Source organism: Streptomyces sp. P9(2023), from assembly GCF_032436795.1.
Lineage (GTDB): Bacteria > Actinomycetota > Actinomycetes > Streptomycetales > Streptomycetaceae > Streptomyces.
Genome location: NZ_JAUPWM010000023.1, coordinates 40,562 through 55,961 on the forward strand (window position 1 = coordinate 40,562; position 15,400 = coordinate 55,961).

Here is a 15,400-nt window from a genome sequence, read left to right on the forward strand (position 1 = left end):
GAGGGGCGTTCGGGCCGCGGCGGTCCGCCCCCAGGGGCGGGTAAGTCTGCCCTGCGGTACCTGGCGGGGCGTCAACCCGTGCGGGTATACCGGGAGTGCAGACGACCGGCGCCAGAAGGGACCTCCATGCGCGACCGCGCGAGCAGCCGAGCAACGAAGAGGCGGGACGCCTCGGCGGACCGCACCTCCCCGGCCCGGGCGGTGGCGCCCGCCGAGTCCCTGCTCGCCCTCCAGCGCTCGGTCGGGAACGCCGCCGTGGTCCAGATGCTGCGCCGTGGCGGCGCCGCCCAGGACCGGCACCAGCACGGCGCCGGCTGCGGCCACGAGGAGGACCAGCGGCCCGCGGTGCAGCGCTCCGCCGTGGACAAGGTCCTGAGCGGGAGCGGGCGGCCGCTCGACGACGGGAACCGGGCCGACATGGAGGCCCGCTTCGGGGCCGACTTCTCCGACGTCCGCATCCACACCGACTCCGCCGCCCGGGCCTCCGCCACGGAGCTCGGCGCCTCGGCCTACACCTCCGGCAGCCACATCGTCGCGGGGCCGTCCGGCATCGACCAGCACACCCTCGCCCACGAGCTGACCCATGTCCTGCAGCAGCGCAAGGGGACGGTGGCCGGTACGGACCGGGGTGACGGGCTGCGCGTCAGCGACCCGTCGGACAAGTTCGAGCGCGAGGCGGAGGCCAACGCGCACCGGATGATGAGCCGCCCGGCGCCGGAAGCCCGCGACACCGCCGCGCCGGCCGGGCCGGTCTCCGAGGGGACGGGCGACGTCCAGCGCGTGGCGACCCAGCACCCGGGCAAGATCGATGACGAGGTGCGGCGGCTGGTCGACCAGGTGGAGGGCTACCTCGACGAGTACATCGCCCAGTACGACACCTGGAGCCAGAACCCGTACGCGAAGGTGTGGATCATGACGAGGTCGGAACTCGGCGACGCGTTCCAGCGCATCGACACATTGGTGGGCGAGCCCGACGGGCGCAGCAAGGCGGAGCTCGTGGCCGACCTGGACGCGAGCATCCGTGCCGACCTGACCACCACCGGGTCCGAGACGATGGCGAGCTCCCAGGAGGCGGCGCGAAACGCCAAGCGCAAGCTCATCGTCGGCCGCACGAACGACACCGGCAAGTGGGCCAAGCACCAGCAGGGCAAGCCCCAGGTCGGGGACCGACTCTCCGAGGACGCGCGGATGGGCCGACGGCTGAACACCACTAAGTGGTCCGTGCCCATCAACTACGCCTTCATGGACGGCGGCATCGCGGAGCGCGCCGTGTTCAAGATCGTCACCAGTCTGGGCCCGCAGATCGAAGGCATGCTGATCGGTGGGCAGCTGAACTCGGGCAACTTCTGGCAGAAGATCGAGGAGCAGGGCGACGGCCCGCTCTGGATGAGCACCAGGGCGGCCGACGAGGGCGGCCCCCAGGTGATGCTGGGACACGAGATCCTCCAGCTCATCGAGTCCGGCTACCAGTTCTTCGGCCGGGAGAGCACCTTCGCGCAGGGCGCCCGCCTTGTCGCGGTCCACCCGGACCGGCCGGCGCCCGCGCCCGGGGACAAGACCCAGCCGCTCACCCTCCCCAGCCCCTAGGGGCGCAGCCTCCGCATCGCCGCCGCGTCGTCGCGGTCGCGGTGGGTGCCGTCGTCGTCGAGCCAGCGGCGGTGCAGCTCCGCGAGCCGGTCGCGGTCAAGCTCGACACCGAGGCCCGGCGCGTCGGAGACCGCGAGGTGCCCGTCCCGGAATTCGGGACGGGCGGTGACGACGTCGTCGGTCTGCCAGGGGTAGTGGGTGTCGCAGGCGTGGTCCAGCTGGGGCAGGGTAGCGGCCACCTGGGTCATGGCCGCGAGGCTGATGCCCAGGTGGGTGTTGGAGTGCATGGAGAGCCCGACGCCGTACGTGCGGCAGAGCGCGGCCAGTTCGCGCGTGCGGTGCAGGCCGCCCCAGTAGTGGTGGTCGCACAGGACGATCCGTACCGCGTCCTTGGCGAAGGCCTCGGGGACCTCCTCGAAGGTCGTCACGCACATGTTGGTCGCGAGCGGCACGTCCGTACGGGCCGCGACCTCGGCCATGGCGTCGGTGCCGGTCGCCGGGTCCTCCAGGTACTCCAGTACGTCCTTCAGCTCGCGCGCCACGTCGAGCGAGGTCTCCGTGGACCAGGCGCCGTTGGGGTCGAGCCGGAGCGGGCGGCCGGGGAACTCCTCGGCGAGGGCGCGGATCGCGGCGATCTCCTCCGCGGGCGGGAAGACGCCGCCCTTGAGCTTGAAGGAGCGGAAGCCGTACGTCCGGTCGAAGCGACGGGCCTGTTCGACGATCCCCGCCGGGTCGAGGGCAGCGCCCCAGTCGTCGGTCCCCTCGTGCTTGTAGAAGAGGTACGCGCTGTACTCGACGGAGTCGCGGACCTTGCCGCCGAGCAGGGCGTGCACGGGCAGGCCGAGGGTCTTGCCGAGCGCGTCCAGGCAGGCGACCTCGAAGGCGGAGACCACGGAGAGGCGGAGCTTGTCCGCGGTCTGGACCCCGCGCAGTCCGCCCGCGTCGACCCGCTCGTCGACGGCCCGCGAGTCGCCGCACACGCGCTCGGCCAGCGAGAACAGGCCGTTCACGTCCGTGACCGAGTGGCCCGGGAGCGCCTCGGCCAGCGGCCGGGCGAGATCCAGATACTTCCCGTCGCCGTACGTCTCCCCCAGGCCGGTCGCCCCGCCCCGCGTCACCACCTCGACGATCAGGCGGGGCGTGAGGGGCTGGTGGACCCCCTGGGTGTTGAGCAGCGGTGGGTCCTCGATCAGGATCGGGGTCAGCCGGACGCCCTCGACAAGCAGCTCTGGATTCATATGTGAACTCTATTCATGGATCAGATCCGGGGCCAGACCGCTGACGTCGTTTTCCCGCACCGGATCGCACGCGACCCCCACCCCGCCCTGGACGACATACCGACTGGTCGGTCATCATGAACGCCGACCGGTCCCCCGTCCCCGGAGGTACGCACGATGAGCTCAGCCCAGCCACCAGGTCTCGACCCCGAGCAGTTGCGCGGATTCCTCGACCGGGAACGGCCGGGACTCGTGCGCGGTCCCCTCGACGCCCAGCTGATCGAGGGCGGCCGGTCCAACCTGACCTACGTCGTCTCCGACGGCACCGACCGCTGGGTGGTCCGCCGGCCCCCGCTCGGCCATGTCCTCGCCACCGCGCACGACATGAAGCGCGAGCACCGGGTGATCAGCGCCCTGCACACGACGGCCGTGCCGGTCCCGGAGCCCGTGCTCCTCTGCGAGGACGACTCCGTCCTCGGGGCGCCGTTCTACGTCATGGAGTTCGTCGCCGGAACTCCGTACCGCTCCGCCGAACAGCTCGCCCCGCTCGGCCCCGAGCGCACCCGCGAGGCCGTCCTCGGCCTGGTCGACACGCTGGTCGAGCTGCACGCCGTGGCCCCGGAGGCGGTGGGACTCGGCGACTTCGGGCGGCCCGAGGGCTTCCTCGACCGGCAGCTGCGCCGCTGGGGCAAGCAGCTCGACGCCTCCCGCAACCGGGAGCTCGCGGGCATCGACGAGCTGCACGCCGCGCTCGGCCGCTCGCTGCCGGCCTCCCCCGCCCCGACCGTCGTGCACGGCGACTACCGCCTGGACAACGTCCTGATCGGCGAGGACGACCGGATCAAGGCGGTCCTCGACTGGGAGATGTCCACGCTCGGCGACCCGCTGACCGACCTCGGCCTGCTCGCCATGTACAGCGCGAAGCTCGACGTCCCGCACTCCCCCGTCTCCACCACCGCCGCGGCCGCCGGGCACCCGGACCCCGCCGAGCTGATCGAGCGGTACGCCGCCCGCTCGGGCCGCGACACCTCCGCCATCTCCTGGTACACGGCCTTCGCCTGGTTCAAGCTCGCCGTGATCCTGGAGGGCATCCACTACCGGTACACCCTCGGCCAGACCGTCGGCGCCGGCTTCGACCGCATCGGCGAACTCGTCCCCGTCTTCATCGAGCACGGCCTCACCACCCTCCAGGAAGGCTGATCCACCATGGACTTCGCATTCGACGCGCGCACCGAGGAGCTGCGGGAGAAGCTGCTCGCCTTCATGGACGAGCACGTCTACCCGGCCGAGGAGACCGCCCACGAGCAGCGGGCCCTGCTCGCCTCGCCGTGGGACACGCCGCAGATCGTGGAGGACCTCAAGGCCGAGGCGCGCCGCCAGGGGCTGTGGAACCTCTTCCTCCCTGATGCCGAGCACGGGGCGGGTCTGACCAACCTCCAGTACGCGCCGCTCGCCGAGATCACCGGCCGCAGCCCGCAGCTGGCCCCCACCGCCCTCAACTGCGCCGCGCCCGACACCGGGAACATGGAGGTGCTCGCCCAGTTCGGCGACGAGGCGCAGAAGAAGCAGTGGCTGGAGCCGCTGCTGGCGGGGGAGATCCGCTCGGCGTTCGCGATGACGGAGCCCGAGGTGGCCTCCTCGGACGCGACCAACATCGAGACGCGGATCCTGCGCGAGGGTGGGGGCACCTCCCGCTCGAGCGAAGCCGAGAGTGGGGGAGACTACGTCGTCAATGGGCGCAAGTGGTACATCTCCGGGGCGATGAACCCGGACTGCAAGATTTTCATCGTGATGGGGAAGACCGATCCCGACGGCGCGGACATCCGCCGTCAGCAGTCGATGATCCTGGTGCCCCGCGACACCCCGGGCCTTGAGGTGCGCCGGGCGATGCAGGTGTACGGGTACGAGGACCACTCCCACGGCGGTCACGCCGAGGTCGTCTTCCGCGACGTCCGCGTCCCGGCGGCGAACCTGATCGGCGAGGAGGGCGGCGGCTTCGCCATCGCGCAGGCCCGGCTCGGGCCCGGCCGGATCCACCACTGCATGCGGCTGATCGGCATGGCCGAGCGCGCGATCGAGCTGATGTGCCGCCGGGCCGTCTCCCGTACCGCCTTCGGCAAGGCGATCGCCCAGCAGGGCGTGGTGCAGAACTGGATCGCGGACTCCCGGGTGACCGTCGAGCAGCTGCGGCTGCTCGTGCTCAAGACGGCCTGGCTGATGGACACCGTCGGCAACCGGGGCGCGCACACGGAGATCCAGGCCATCAAGATCGCGACCCCGCGCGCGGTGGTCGACATCATCGACAAGGCCGTACAGGTGCACGGCGCGGGCGGGGTGTCGCAGGACTTCCCGCTGGCCGAACTCTGGGCCGGGGCGCGGACGCTGAAGCTCGCGGACGGGCCGGACGAGGTGCACCAGCGGTCGTTGGCCCGGCGGGAGCTGAAGAAGTACCTGTAGGTCAGGGACGGAGCGCGCGCAGCAGCAGGTCGGCGAGCTGGTCGGCGACCTGCTGCGGCGTCATCGGGCCGTCCGGGCGGTACCAGGTGGACAGGTGGTGGACGGAGCCGAAGTGGTAGTCCACCACCAGGTCCGCCGGGGTCGCCGACGAGAAGACCCCGGCCTCCTGTCCCTCCTCGATGAGGGCACGGAAGCGCTCGTGGTAGCGCCGCCGCTCGGCCCGTACCTGCTTGTTCTTCTCCGGGCTGAGGTGGTGCATCGAGCGGAAGAAGATCGAGGCGTCGTCGAGGTTCTCGATCGTGGTCACGACGACGTCGGCGGCGGCGTCGCGCAGCCGCTGCTCGACCGGGGCGTCGGCGTCCGCGAAGGCGTCGAGCCGCTCCTGCTGGAGCCGCAGGACCCGGGAGTAGACCTCCTGGAGGAGGTCCTCCTTGGAGCCGAAGTAGTGGTACAGCGCGCCCTTGGTGACGCCCGCCGCCTCCACGATCTCCTGGACGGAGGTGCGGTCGTAGCCCTGCTCCGCGAAGAGCCGGGTGGCGGCGGCCAGCAGCCTCTGGGGGACGGGGGTGCCGCTCCCGTCCGTCGTCCTGGCCATGCGCCGCCGCCTTTCTCTCGTGATCTTGGTTTGGTCGGTCTTATTCGTGGGAACGGAGTTCCCTCCTGAGGATCTTCCCACTTGTCGTCTTGGGCAGCTCCGCCAGGATCTCGACCTCGCGCGGGTACTTGTACGCGGCGAGCCGCTGCTCGCAGTACGCGGACAGCTCGGCGGGCTCGACGGCGCTCCCCGGGCGGAGGCTCACGTACGCCTTCACCGTCTCGCCCCGGTAGTCGTGCGGGACGCCGACGACGGCGGCCTCGCGGACGGCCGGGTGGGTGTAGAGGACGTCCTCCACCTCCCTGGGCCAGACCTTGAAACCGGAGGCGTTGATCATGTCCTTCTTGCGGTCGACGACGTAGAGCCAGCCGTCCGCGTCCATGAAGCCGATGTCGCCGGTCAGCAGTTCCCCTTCGGGGAAGGCGGCGGCGGTGGCCTCGGGGAGCCGCCAGTAGCCGGGGACGACCTGCGGGGCGCGCACGGCGATCTCGCCGTTCTCGCCGAACGGCACCTCCGCACCGTCCTCGTCCAGGATCCGGATGACCGTGTCGGGGCCGGGGACGCCCACGGACAGGGTCCCGGAGGCCGGGTCGACCGGGGCCTCCTTCTCGGGCGGTACGGCGGCGCAGGGGGCGGTGCACTCGGTGAGGCCGTAGCCGTTGCGGATGTACGGGCCGAAGCCGGCGCGGAACTTCTCCACCAGGGCGGGCGGGACGGGCGCGCCGCCCGAGGCGATGACCAGGAACGAGGAGAAATGGTCCCGGGTGACCCCGGGGTGCGCGGCCAGCGCCATGAAGGCGGTGGAGGGGCCGACGGTGAAGGCGGGGCGGTGTTCCAGGAAGGCGTCGAGGACGACCCCGGCGTCGAAGCGGTACGCGAGGACGAGGGTGCCGGCGTTGGCGAAGCAGGCGGCCAGCTCGCAGACGAGGCCGGTGATGTGGAAGAGCGGGGCGAGCGCGAAGTAGCCGCCGCCCGGCGGGACGGGGTGGCCGGTGCGCTGGCGTTCGGCGTTGTAGGCGATGCCCCGGTGGAGGTTGAGGGCGCCCTTGGGGGTGCCGGAGGTGCCGGAGGTGTAGCTGATCAGGGCCACGTCCTCGCCGGTGAGCTCGCGATCCTCGGGGGCGGGGTGTCCGGCGCGGGCGACGGCGAGCAGGTCGCCGACCTCGGTGGGCACCTGCTCGAAGGTGAGGACGCGCGGGTCGTCGCGCGTCTGGAGCTCGCGTTCGCAGGCCGTGAGAGCAATGCGTACGGAAGTGTCGGCGGCGGTCTCCCGCAGGAAGCCCTCCCAGGCGCGGTCGGAGCAGATCAGGGCGGTCGCCCCGGAGTCCCGTAGGGCGTGCCCGACCTCGCCCGCCTTGTACATCGGGTTGAGCGGGACGACGGTCGCGCCGGCCTTCCAGGCGCCGAGCAGCGCGAGCACGAAGTGCGGGCTGTTCTGGAGCATGATCGCGACCCGGTCGCCCTTGGCCAGGCCGTGGGCGGCGAGGTGTCCGGCGACCGAGTCGGAGAGCGCGTCGGTCTCGCGGTAGGTGAGCCGGCCGTCGAAGTAGGCGAGGGCCGGGTGCTCGGGGGCGCGGGCGGCGGCGGCACGGAAGGCGTGCAGCGGGGTGGGCGGCGGGGATATCGGCCCGCGCTGGGCCTCGCTGAGCTGGGCGAGCCAGGGCTTGGCGGCGTAAACCGACACGGACCCTGACCCTGACCCGGGCCCGGACCGGGACCCGGAACCCGACCCCGACCCCGACCCGGACACGCTCTCCGTCGAGGTCATGCGCGGTCCCCTTCCCACTTCCGCTGGATGTGGTTCATGTTGCCGAGCCACCGCTCCGGGTCGGTGGCGCGGGCCTGGTAGTAGTCGGCGACCTCGGGGTGCGGGAGGACCAGGAAGCGGTCGGCCTCGATGGCGTCGAAGAGGCGGTCGGCGACGTCCTCGGGCTCGATCGCGGTGGGGGCGAGGACGAGTTCGCCGGCCGATCCGGCGGCGGTGAGCATGTCCGTACGGACGCCCTGCGGGCAGATCGCGTGGACCTTGAGGCCCCGGTGGCGGTAGGTGAGGGAGAGCCATTCGGCGAAGGCGTACGCGCCGTGCTTGGAGACGCTGTACGGGGCGGCGCCGATCATGGTGAGCAGCCCGGCGGCGGACACCGTGGAGACGAAGCGGCCGCTGCCGCGCTCCAGCCAGTCGGGCAGCAGGGCGCGGGCCGCGCGGACGTGGGCCATGACGTTGACGTCCCAGGCGGCGGCCCAGACGGCCTCGTCGGCGAAGGCGTCGCCGCCCGAGGCGAGTCCGGCGTTGGCGCACCACACGTCGACGGTGCCGCCGAGGGCCGCGCGGGCCTCCTCGACGATCTCCGAGGCGTCGCCCGGAACGGCGGTGGCGCCGATCTCCTCGGCGACGGCCTTGGCGCGGTCGGGGTCGAGGTCGTTGACGACGACCCGGGCGCCCTCGGCGGCGAACCGGCGGGCCAGCGCGGCCCCGATCCCGCCCCCAGCGCCCGTGACGACCACTCCAGAACCCTGCACGACCGTACTCATCGGGACCCGCCTCTCCGTTGCGACAGTACGGGCAGACTAACCAGTCGGTATGTGGTGGCGAAAGTCCCGGCACACGCCTCGTTCCCTGGGGCGGTCAGGCGCGCTAGCGTGCGGGGCCATGTCGGGGAAGGCGATCAAGGAGGTTTCCGGATGAACCTGTCGAGCCTGTCGAGACCGTCCAGACGCAGCCTGCTGGCCGCCGGCGGCGCACTCGGGGTGGGCGCGGTGACCGCCCCTTCCGCGGCGGCGCACGAGGGAGGGAAGCGGGTCCGGACCGGATTCGACCGGCTGGCGGGCGACGGATACCGGGCGCTCGCCGGGCAGCGGGTCGGCGTCGTCACCAACCCGACCGGAATCACGGCGGACGTCCGCCACATCGTCGACGTCATGCACGCCGACGACCGGGTGGACCTGGTGGCGGTCTTCGGCCCCGAGCACGGCTTCCGGGGCACGGCGCAGGCCGGCGGCTCCGAGGGCCGGTACGACGACCCGGCGACCGGGCTGCCCGTCTACGACACGTACCTGAAGAGCGGTCAGCCGCTCGCGGACGTCTTCACCGCGTCGGGCGTGGACACCGTCGTCTTCGACATCCAGGACGCCGGCGCCCGTTTCTACACGTACATCTGGACGCTCTACGACTGCATGGTGGCGGCCGAGCTGGCGGGGAAACGGTTCGTCGTCCTGGACCGGCCGAATCCGGTCACAGGGCGGGCCGCGCTCGGACCGGTCCTCGACCGCGCGTTCGCGACCTTCGTGGGGCGCGAGCCGATCGCGCAGGCGCACGGGATGACGGTCGCGGAGCTGGCGCTGCTGTTCAACGGGGAGTTCCTGGCCCGGCCGGTGGCGCTGGAGACCGTACGGATGTCGGGATGGAAGCGCTCGGACTTCTTCGACGCGACCGGGCTGCCGTGGGTGCCGCCGAGCCCGAACATGCCGACGCCCGACACCGCGCTCGTGTACCCCGGCACCTGCCTCTTCGAGGGCACCAACCTCTCCGAGGGGCGCGGCACCACCCGCCCGTTCGAGCTGCTCGGCGCGGAGGGGATCGACCGGCGGTGGGCGGAGGCCGCGAACGCGCTCGGGCTGCCCGGGGTGCGGTTCCGGGAGGCGTACTTCGCCCCGACCTTCTCCAAGTTCCAGGGGAAGACGGTCGGCGGCGTGCAGGTGCAGGTGCACGACCGGGTCGCCTTCGACCCCGTACGGACGGGGATCGGGCTCCTCGTCAGCGCCAAGCGCGCCTGGAGCGGCTTCTCCTGGCGCCCGGACAACTGGATCGACAAGCTGACGGGCTCGACCCGGGTACGCACCCTGATCGACGCGGGCGCGGACACGGACGAGGTGGTGGGTGCGTGGGGTGCGGACCTGGCCGCGTTCCGTGCGGTGCGGCGGGAGTATCTGCTGTACCGGTGACCAGAGGCCGGTGACCAGAGGCCGGTGGCCGGTGGCCGGTGAGGCAAACCCCCCGACGGGCCGGGGTGTTGGCAGGTTGGCCGGGGCGGGGCCCCGGCCGACAGGCTTGATCCATGAACACGATCACACGTCCGCACACCTCCGCCTCTTCCGTACGACGACGCTTACCGCTGGTGGGAGCGGTCGTGACGCTCTGCCTCGCGGCGCTCGCGCCGGCCGCCCGCACGGAGACTCCGACCACCGACCCCGCCCGGGAACTCGCCTACAGCGCACGCCCGTTGGCCGACCTGCGTCCGCTGGACCGGATGATCGGCTCGGCCAAGGTCCTCGGGATCGGGGAGGCGACGCACAGCTCCGCCGAGTTCTTCGAGACCAAGCACCGGATCTTCGAGCACCTGGTGGAGAAGAAGGGCTTCACCACCTTCGCCCTGGAGGCCAACTGGTCCACGGGGCTGCTGCTCGACGACTACGTACGGTTCGGCAAGGGCGACCCGGAGCGGATCCTGGCCGACGAGTTCCAGAACGCGTACCGCTTCTGGAACACCGAGGAGTACCTCGACCTGATCGTCTGGATGCGGCAGCACAATCTGCGCCACCCGGACCACCAGGTGCGGTTCATGGGCAACGACCTGGGTTACGCGGGCGCGAACCTCTTCGACACGGTCACGGACTATACGGCCCGTACGTATCCTCGCCTGCTGCCGCGCTTCCAGGAGCTGTACCGGGCCTCGCGGCCGGTCGGCGAGGTCGACGCCTGGATGAACGCGTACCTGGCCAAGCCGGTCGAGGAGCGGCGACGGATGGCGGCGGACGTGAACCGCGCGCTGGCCCTGCTCGAAGAGCAGAAGCCCGGCAGGGACCGCGAGAAGCACGCGTGGATGGTCCAGCACGCGCGGGCGATCGCCCAGGTCGGCACCGAGCTGGCGCACGATGTGGCGACGGCCGGGGGAATCGCCGACGCGATGCTCTACCGCGACCGGATCATGGCCGAGAACACCGTGTGGTGGCAGCGGGCGACCGGCGACCGGATCCTCCTGTCCGCGCACAACGGCCATGTCGGCTACGAGACGACGAAGCCGGACCAGTACCCGCGCCTCCAGGGCGCCTTCCTGCGCGACGCGCTGGGCCGGGACTACGTGAGCATGGGCGCCTCCTTCGGGAAGGGCTCCTTCAACGCGCATGACACCGAGGCGCCGGGCGAACCGATCCGGCGGTTCACCGTCGGGTTCCCGGCGGCGGACAGCAGTGCGGAGGTACTGGACCGGGTGTCGCCGCGCCCCTTCTACCTGGACCTGCGCACGACGACGCCCGCCGCGCGGAGCTGGCTGAACACGCACCGCCCGGCCTGGCTGATCGGTACCGCGTACCCGTGGGCGGGCAACCAGGCGCCGGTCCGGCTCGCCACGTCGTACGACCTGCTGGTGCACTTCCCGGAAGTCTCCGCGGCGCGCCTGCGCTGAGAACCTGGCCGTTCCGCCGTGCGCGCAGGATGCTGGCCGCGGGAAGAGTCACCCCAGGGGTTTCTCGACGGGTTTCCCCGACGCGGAGGGACGGGCAGGCCATGGCCGGGATGAGTGTGGAGCCGTACCGGAAGGTCACTTTCGACAAGGACGGCGACGGGGCGGCGGGGCAGCGCGAGGCGCTCGCGGGCCTGGCCGCCCAAGGGGTCACGGACGTGGTGATGTTCGCCCACGGGTGGAACAACACTCCTTCCGTGGCGGACCGCTTGTACGGGGCGTTCTTCGCCCCGTTCCCGGACGCCCTGGGGGCGGCGGGGGCGCGGGTGGGGTACGCGGGGGTGGTGTGGCCGTCGATGATGTTCTCGGACGAGCCGATCCCCGACTTCGAGTCCGTGGCGGCCGTGCACCCGGGCAAGGAGGCGGTGGTCGGGCGGCTGGCCGCGCTGCTGGAGGAGCAGCCGGACGAGGAGGCGGCGTTCGTCGAGTTCGGGGAGCTGCTGCGGCGTTTGACGGACACGGACGGGGCGCACCGCGCGCACGCCTTCGGCGAGGGCGGCCCGGACGTGCCCGACTTCCTGCTCGCGGACACGGTGGCGGTCTGCGCGATGTTCACGGACGCGCTGGAGGAGGCGTCGGGGCCGGGGAGCGTGCCGACCCCGCGCGAGGCGTTCGGCGACCGGCTGTCGCGGTACTGGAAGGGCGCCAAGGAGGCGCTGCGCCAGGCCACGTACTACACGATGAAGCGGCGGGCCGGCACGGTCGGCGAGCGGGGCCTCGGCCCCCTGCTCGGCGAGGTGGCCCGCTCCTCCCCGGGCCTGCGGTTCCATCTCGTCGGGCACAGCTTCGGCGCCCGCCTCGTCTCGTACGGGCTGCGCGGCATGCCCTCCGGGGCACGGAACGTGGCGTCGGTGACGCTGCTCCAAGGGGCCTTCTCGCACTACGCGTTCGCAGCGCGCCTGCCGCACGAACCCGGCCGGGGCGGCGCGCTGCGCGACCTGCAGGGCCGCGTCGACGGCCCGGTGGTGGCCTGCTACTCGCGGCACGACACCGCACTCCGGGTGTTCTACCCCCTGGCCTCCCGGCTGGCGAGGGACGCCGATTCCCTGCTCGGCACGGACAGACGCTGGACGGCCATCGGCCACGACGGCATCCAGGCCGTCCCGAACACCCCTGTCCTGCCCCTGTCGCGAGCCCTGCGCGACGGACTGCCGGCGTCGGGATGCGTGAGCGTGGACGCGGCGGAGGTGGTGGGCGAACACAGCGACATCTGCCACCCGGAACTGGCACGGGTGGTGGTGTCGGCGGGGCGGATCGGGGGGCGGTAGGTCAGCCCACGGCCCGCGGGGCGCGTCACGACGAGCGAGCGCCCCTGGGTGAGACAGCAACTGTGGGATGCGTCACAGCGGATCGCCGAGGGCCGGCCGCCGTCGGCGATTCCAGCAGTACGTCCTGCACCAGAACTCCCCCTGGCGCCTCTGATGGGCCCCATCGAATTTTCGATGGAACACGAAGGGCCGGTCGTTCGTCCATCCCATAACGTCCTTGACGCCGAAGTACCAGCGACGGAGGTGCGGAGCGATGGCGGGTTTCCGGAGTCTTGCGAGACAGGTGCGCGATCCGGGGAGTGATACGGCACTGCGGAGGTATTCGCTGCGCAAGTGCCTGGAGCGGTTCGCGCCGTACGGGCACCGCGCGACATGGGACCACCTGTGCCGCCGGCACAGGTTCGGGCCCGAGGACCGGGAGCTCGATCCGGGGCGGCTGGTGGCCGCGCTGGACGAGCTGGAGGAGGCGCGGGCGGTGTGGCTCGCGTACGAGAAGGAGTTCGCGGCGCGGCGGCGGCGCGAGAAGCACGAGGGACTGCGCCGGCCGGGCGCGCTGGACGACTGGCACCGGCGGACGTGGGGCGGCAACGGGGTCGCGCGCTGCGACGACCCGGAGGTCCATCCCTCGGAGCCGCTGGCCGAGGTGTTGCGGCGGCTGATCGCCGCGCTGGAGTCCGCGCCCGGGGACCACTGTCCGGTGTGCGCGGGCGACCATATCGAGTGGCGGCCGGATCTGGCGGACGAGCCGTGGTTCGGCCCGGTGTGCGGGGACTGCGGTGTGGTCGTGCCCCGGGCGGTCCTGTCGACCGGGGCACTGGCACAGGCGCGGGAAGGGGCGGTGCCTCGGCTGGCGTCGGTGGCGTGACGAGCCGTGCGAGCTGAGCAACGGGGACAACGGGGACAACGGGGGGACACGTTGATCCAGGTCTGTCTGAACGGGACCCGGGGGGCCGGGGATTCGGCGGCCGTACCCATGTCGCCGGGCGCCATGGCGGAGTCGGCGGCCCGGGCGGTCGCGGCGGGGGCGCGGGACGTCCATGTGCACCCGAGGACGCCCTGCGGGAGCGACACGCTGTCGCCGCGGGTCCTCGTGGCCACGCTGGCGGCGATCCGGGAGGCCGTCGACGTCCCGGTGGGCGTGACGACGGGCGCCTGGGCCGAGCCCGATCCCGTACGGCGGGTGGAGCGCGTACGGGCCTGGACGGTCCTGCCCGACCACGCCTCGGTGAACTGGCACGAGCCGGGCGCGGAGGATCTCGCGGCCGCCCTCCTGGAGCGGGGCGTGGGCGTGGAGGCGGGCCTCTGGTCCGGTACGGAAGGCCCTGGACGCTTCCTCCTCTCGCCCCTGGCGCCCCGGGTGCTGCGCATCCTGGCGGAGGTCACCGACCCCGACCCGACGACGGCCGAGTCCACGGCCCGGACCCTGCTCGCGGAGCTGAGCACCGTCGGCCACGGCCGCCCGATCCTGCTCCACGGCGAGGACGCCGGCACCTGGCCGGTCCTCCGTCTCGCCCGCCGCCTCGGCCTCGACACCCGCATCGGCCTGGAGGACACCCTCGTTCTGCCCGACGGCAGCCGCGCGGAGTCCAACGCCCAACTGGTCACGGCCGCACGGGAGGCGTGACCGTACCAGAGCGCAATTCGGTGGCCCACCGGAATATCGTTCCCGCACAGTGATCCGCGATGAGAGCGACACCCGAGTCACCGGAGCACTGACATGTCGACGCTGCGCGTCACCGCCGAAACACTGGCCGTTCACGTCCATCCCAACGCCGACGCGCTGGAGCTCGCGCAGGTCGGGCTCTACCGGGCCGTCGTCGCCAAGGGGGTGTACCGGAGCGGGGATGTGGCCGTCTACATTCCGGAGCAGGCCGTGCTGCCCACCGCGCTCGTCGACGAGCTGGGGCTGACCGGGCGGCTCGCCGGAAAGGCGTCGGACCGGGTCAAGGCGGTGCGGCTGCGCGGGGAGTTGTCGCAGGGGATCGTGTGCCGGCCGAAGGCGCTGGCCGACGTCGACCTGGCCGAGGCCGCCGCCGACGGGACCGACTTCGCCGAGCTGCTCGGGATCACGAAGTGGGTGCCGCCGATCCCGCCGACGATGAACGGTGACGTCGAGGCCGCGCCCGACCTGCTGCCGTGGGTCGACATCGAGAACCTCCAGCGGTATCCGGACGTCTTCGAGCCCGGCGAGCCGGTGGTCCTGACCGAGAAGCTGCACGGTTCGGCCTGCCTCGCCACGTACTTCGCGGCGGACGGGCGCCTCCAGGTCTCCTCGAAGGGCTTCGGCGCGAAGGGGCTCGCGCTCCAGGAGGACCCGCGCAACCTGTACTGGCGCGCGATCCACGGCCACGGCGTCCCGGCGGTCGCGGCGCGGCTCGCCGAGCGCCTGGGCGCGCGCCGGGTCGGGCTGTTCGGCGAGGTGTACGGGGCGGGGGTGCAGGACCTCGGCTACGGCGCGAACGCCCGCAGCGAGGGCGTCGGTTACGCGGTCTTCGACGTGTCGGCCGAGATCGACGGTCAGGTGCGGTGGCTGGACCCGGCCGAGGTCCTGGAGGCCGGCGAACTGCCGCTCGTACCGCGGCTGTACACCGGGCCGTACGACCTGGACACCGTGCTTGAACTGGCGAGCGGGCGGGAGACCGTGTCCGGGCGCGAACTGCATCTGCGGGAGGGCGTCGTGATCCGTCCGGTCGCCGAGCGGTACAGCCCGGTCGTCGGCGGCCGGGCCATCGCCAAGGCGGTCAGCCCGGCCTATCTGACCCGTAAGGGCGGCACCGAGTACGAGTGACCGGTGGGAGCCATGAGGACCGAGGGGCC

General features: G+C 72.3%; 13 protein-coding genes. 9 read left to right on the forward strand and 4 right to left on the reverse strand.

Translation table 11 applies throughout. The features are described from left to right. Positions 1-126 precede the first annotated feature (126 nt). On the forward strand, positions 127-1,587 hold the full coding sequence (locus Q5762_RS25195; RefSeq protein WP_315894511.1) for a DUF4157 domain-containing protein: 1,461 nt from the start codon (positions 127-129) through the stop codon (positions 1,585-1,587). On the opposite strand, the gene Q5762_RS25200 is transcribed toward Q5762_RS25195, so the two are convergent. Next, positions 1,584-2,825, reverse strand: a complete 1,242-nt coding sequence (locus tag Q5762_RS25200; protein ID WP_315894512.1) for a glucarate dehydratase family protein — start codon at positions 2,823-2,825, stop codon at positions 1,584-1,586. The two genes, Q5762_RS25195 and Q5762_RS25200, sit on opposite strands and share 4 nt — an antisense overlap. Before the next feature lie 156 nt (positions 2,826-2,981). Between Q5762_RS25200 and Q5762_RS25205 the strand changes: the two genes are divergently transcribed. Together Q5762_RS25205 and Q5762_RS25210 are read left to right on the forward strand one after the other, a co-directional pair. Continuing rightward, on the forward strand, positions 2,982-4,004 hold the full coding sequence (locus Q5762_RS25205) for a phosphotransferase family protein (RefSeq protein ID WP_315894513.1): 1,023 nt from the start codon (positions 2,982-2,984) through the stop codon (positions 4,002-4,004). Positions 4,005-4,010: 6 nt separating this feature from the next. Then, complete coding sequence (locus Q5762_RS25210; RefSeq protein WP_315894514.1) at positions 4,011-5,261, forward strand: acyl-CoA dehydrogenase family protein; 1,251 nt, start codon at positions 4,011-4,013, stop codon at positions 5,259-5,261. Position 5,262: 1 nt separating this feature from the next. Here the strand turns inward: Q5762_RS25210 and Q5762_RS25215 are convergent, their stop codons facing one another. Genes Q5762_RS25215 through Q5762_RS25225 form a run of 3 tightly spaced genes read right to left on the reverse strand, consistent with a single transcriptional unit; the run spans position 5,263 to position 8,388 of the window. Beyond that, complete coding sequence (locus Q5762_RS25215) at positions 5,263-5,856, reverse strand: TetR/AcrR family transcriptional regulator (RefSeq protein ID WP_315894515.1); 594 nt, start codon at positions 5,854-5,856, stop codon at positions 5,263-5,265. Between the two features lie 40 nt (positions 5,857-5,896). Further along, positions 5,897-7,624 carry an AMP-binding protein gene (locus Q5762_RS25220; protein WP_399495261.1) on the reverse strand — a complete coding sequence of 576 codons (1,728 nt, stop codon included), beginning with the start codon at positions 7,622-7,624 and terminating at the stop codon, positions 5,897-5,899. Continuing rightward, positions 7,621-8,388: an SDR family oxidoreductase gene (locus Q5762_RS25225; RefSeq protein WP_315894517.1), complete on the reverse strand. Its 768-nt coding sequence runs from the start codon at positions 8,386-8,388 to the stop codon at positions 7,621-7,623. Before Q5762_RS25225 ends, Q5762_RS25220 begins: the two co-directional genes overlap by 4 nt. 150 nt (positions 8,389-8,538) lie before the next feature. Here Q5762_RS25225 and Q5762_RS25230 point away from each other — a divergent pair, with 150 nt between their 5' ends. From Q5762_RS25230 to Q5762_RS25255, 6 genes are all read left to right on the forward strand, one after another. Continuing rightward, positions 8,539-9,798, forward strand: coding sequence for a DUF1343 domain-containing protein (locus tag Q5762_RS25230; protein WP_315894518.1), 1,260 nt, complete (start codon positions 8,539-8,541; stop codon positions 9,796-9,798). A 113-nt stretch (positions 9,799-9,911) separates the two neighbouring features. Beyond that, complete coding sequence (locus Q5762_RS25235) at positions 9,912-11,258, forward strand: erythromycin esterase family protein (protein WP_315894519.1); 1,347 nt, start codon at positions 9,912-9,914, stop codon at positions 11,256-11,258. 101 nt (positions 11,259-11,359) lie between these two features. After that, positions 11,360-12,583 carry a serine-threonine protein kinase gene (locus tag Q5762_RS25240; protein WP_315894520.1) on the forward strand — a complete coding sequence of 408 codons (1,224 nt, stop codon included), beginning with the start codon at positions 11,360-11,362 and terminating at the stop codon, positions 12,581-12,583. A 253-nt stretch (positions 12,584-12,836) separates the two neighbouring features. Next, positions 12,837-13,448, forward strand: coding sequence for a hypothetical protein (locus Q5762_RS25245; RefSeq protein WP_315894521.1), 612 nt, complete (start codon positions 12,837-12,839; stop codon positions 13,446-13,448). 51 nt (positions 13,449-13,499) lie between these two features. Beyond that, on the forward strand, positions 13,500-14,207 hold the full coding sequence (locus Q5762_RS25250) for a 3-keto-5-aminohexanoate cleavage protein (protein ID WP_315894522.1): 708 nt from the start codon (positions 13,500-13,502) through the stop codon (positions 14,205-14,207). 93 nt (positions 14,208-14,300) lie between these two features. Continuing rightward, positions 14,301-15,371: an RNA ligase (ATP) gene (locus Q5762_RS25255; protein WP_315894523.1), complete on the forward strand. Its 1,071-nt coding sequence runs from the start codon at positions 14,301-14,303 to the stop codon at positions 15,369-15,371. Positions 15,372-15,400: the final 29 nt, after the last annotated feature.

What these genes read in the sequence shown, in the direction of transcription:
- Q5762_RS25195 (WP_315894511.1), top strand. Translation starts at nt 127, where the DNA reads ATGCGCGACCGCGCGAGCAGCCGAGCAACGAAGAGGCGGGACGCCTCG.
- Q5762_RS25200 (WP_315894512.1), bottom strand. Translation starts at nt 2,825, where the DNA reads ATGAATCCAGAGCTGCTTGTCGAGGGCGTCCGGCTGACCCCGATCCTG.
- Q5762_RS25205 (WP_315894513.1), top strand. Translation starts at nt 2,982, where the DNA reads ATGAGCTCAGCCCAGCCACCAGGTCTCGACCCCGAGCAGTTGCGCGGA.
- Q5762_RS25210 (WP_315894514.1), top strand. Translation starts at nt 4,011, where the DNA reads ATGGACTTCGCATTCGACGCGCGCACCGAGGAGCTGCGGGAGAAGCTG.
- Q5762_RS25215 (WP_315894515.1), bottom strand. Translation starts at nt 5,856, where the DNA reads ATGGCCAGGACGACGGACGGGAGCGGCACCCCCGTCCCCCAGAGGCTG.
- Q5762_RS25220 (WP_399495261.1), bottom strand. Translation starts at nt 7,624, where the DNA reads ATGACCTCGACGGAGAGCGTGTCCGGGTCGGGGTCGGGGTCGGGTTCC.
- Q5762_RS25225 (WP_315894517.1), bottom strand. Translation starts at nt 8,388, where the DNA reads ATGAGTACGGTCGTGCAGGGTTCTGGAGTGGTCGTCACGGGCGCTGGG.
- Q5762_RS25230 (WP_315894518.1), top strand. Translation starts at nt 8,539, where the DNA reads ATGAACCTGTCGAGCCTGTCGAGACCGTCCAGACGCAGCCTGCTGGCC.
- Q5762_RS25235 (WP_315894519.1), top strand. Translation starts at nt 9,912, where the DNA reads ATGAACACGATCACACGTCCGCACACCTCCGCCTCTTCCGTACGACGA.
- Q5762_RS25240 (WP_315894520.1), top strand. Translation starts at nt 11,360, where the DNA reads ATGGCCGGGATGAGTGTGGAGCCGTACCGGAAGGTCACTTTCGACAAG.
- Q5762_RS25245 (WP_315894521.1), top strand. Translation starts at nt 12,837, where the DNA reads ATGGCGGGTTTCCGGAGTCTTGCGAGACAGGTGCGCGATCCGGGGAGT.
- Q5762_RS25255 (WP_315894523.1), top strand. Translation starts at nt 14,301, where the DNA reads ATGTCGACGCTGCGCGTCACCGCCGAAACACTGGCCGTTCACGTCCAT.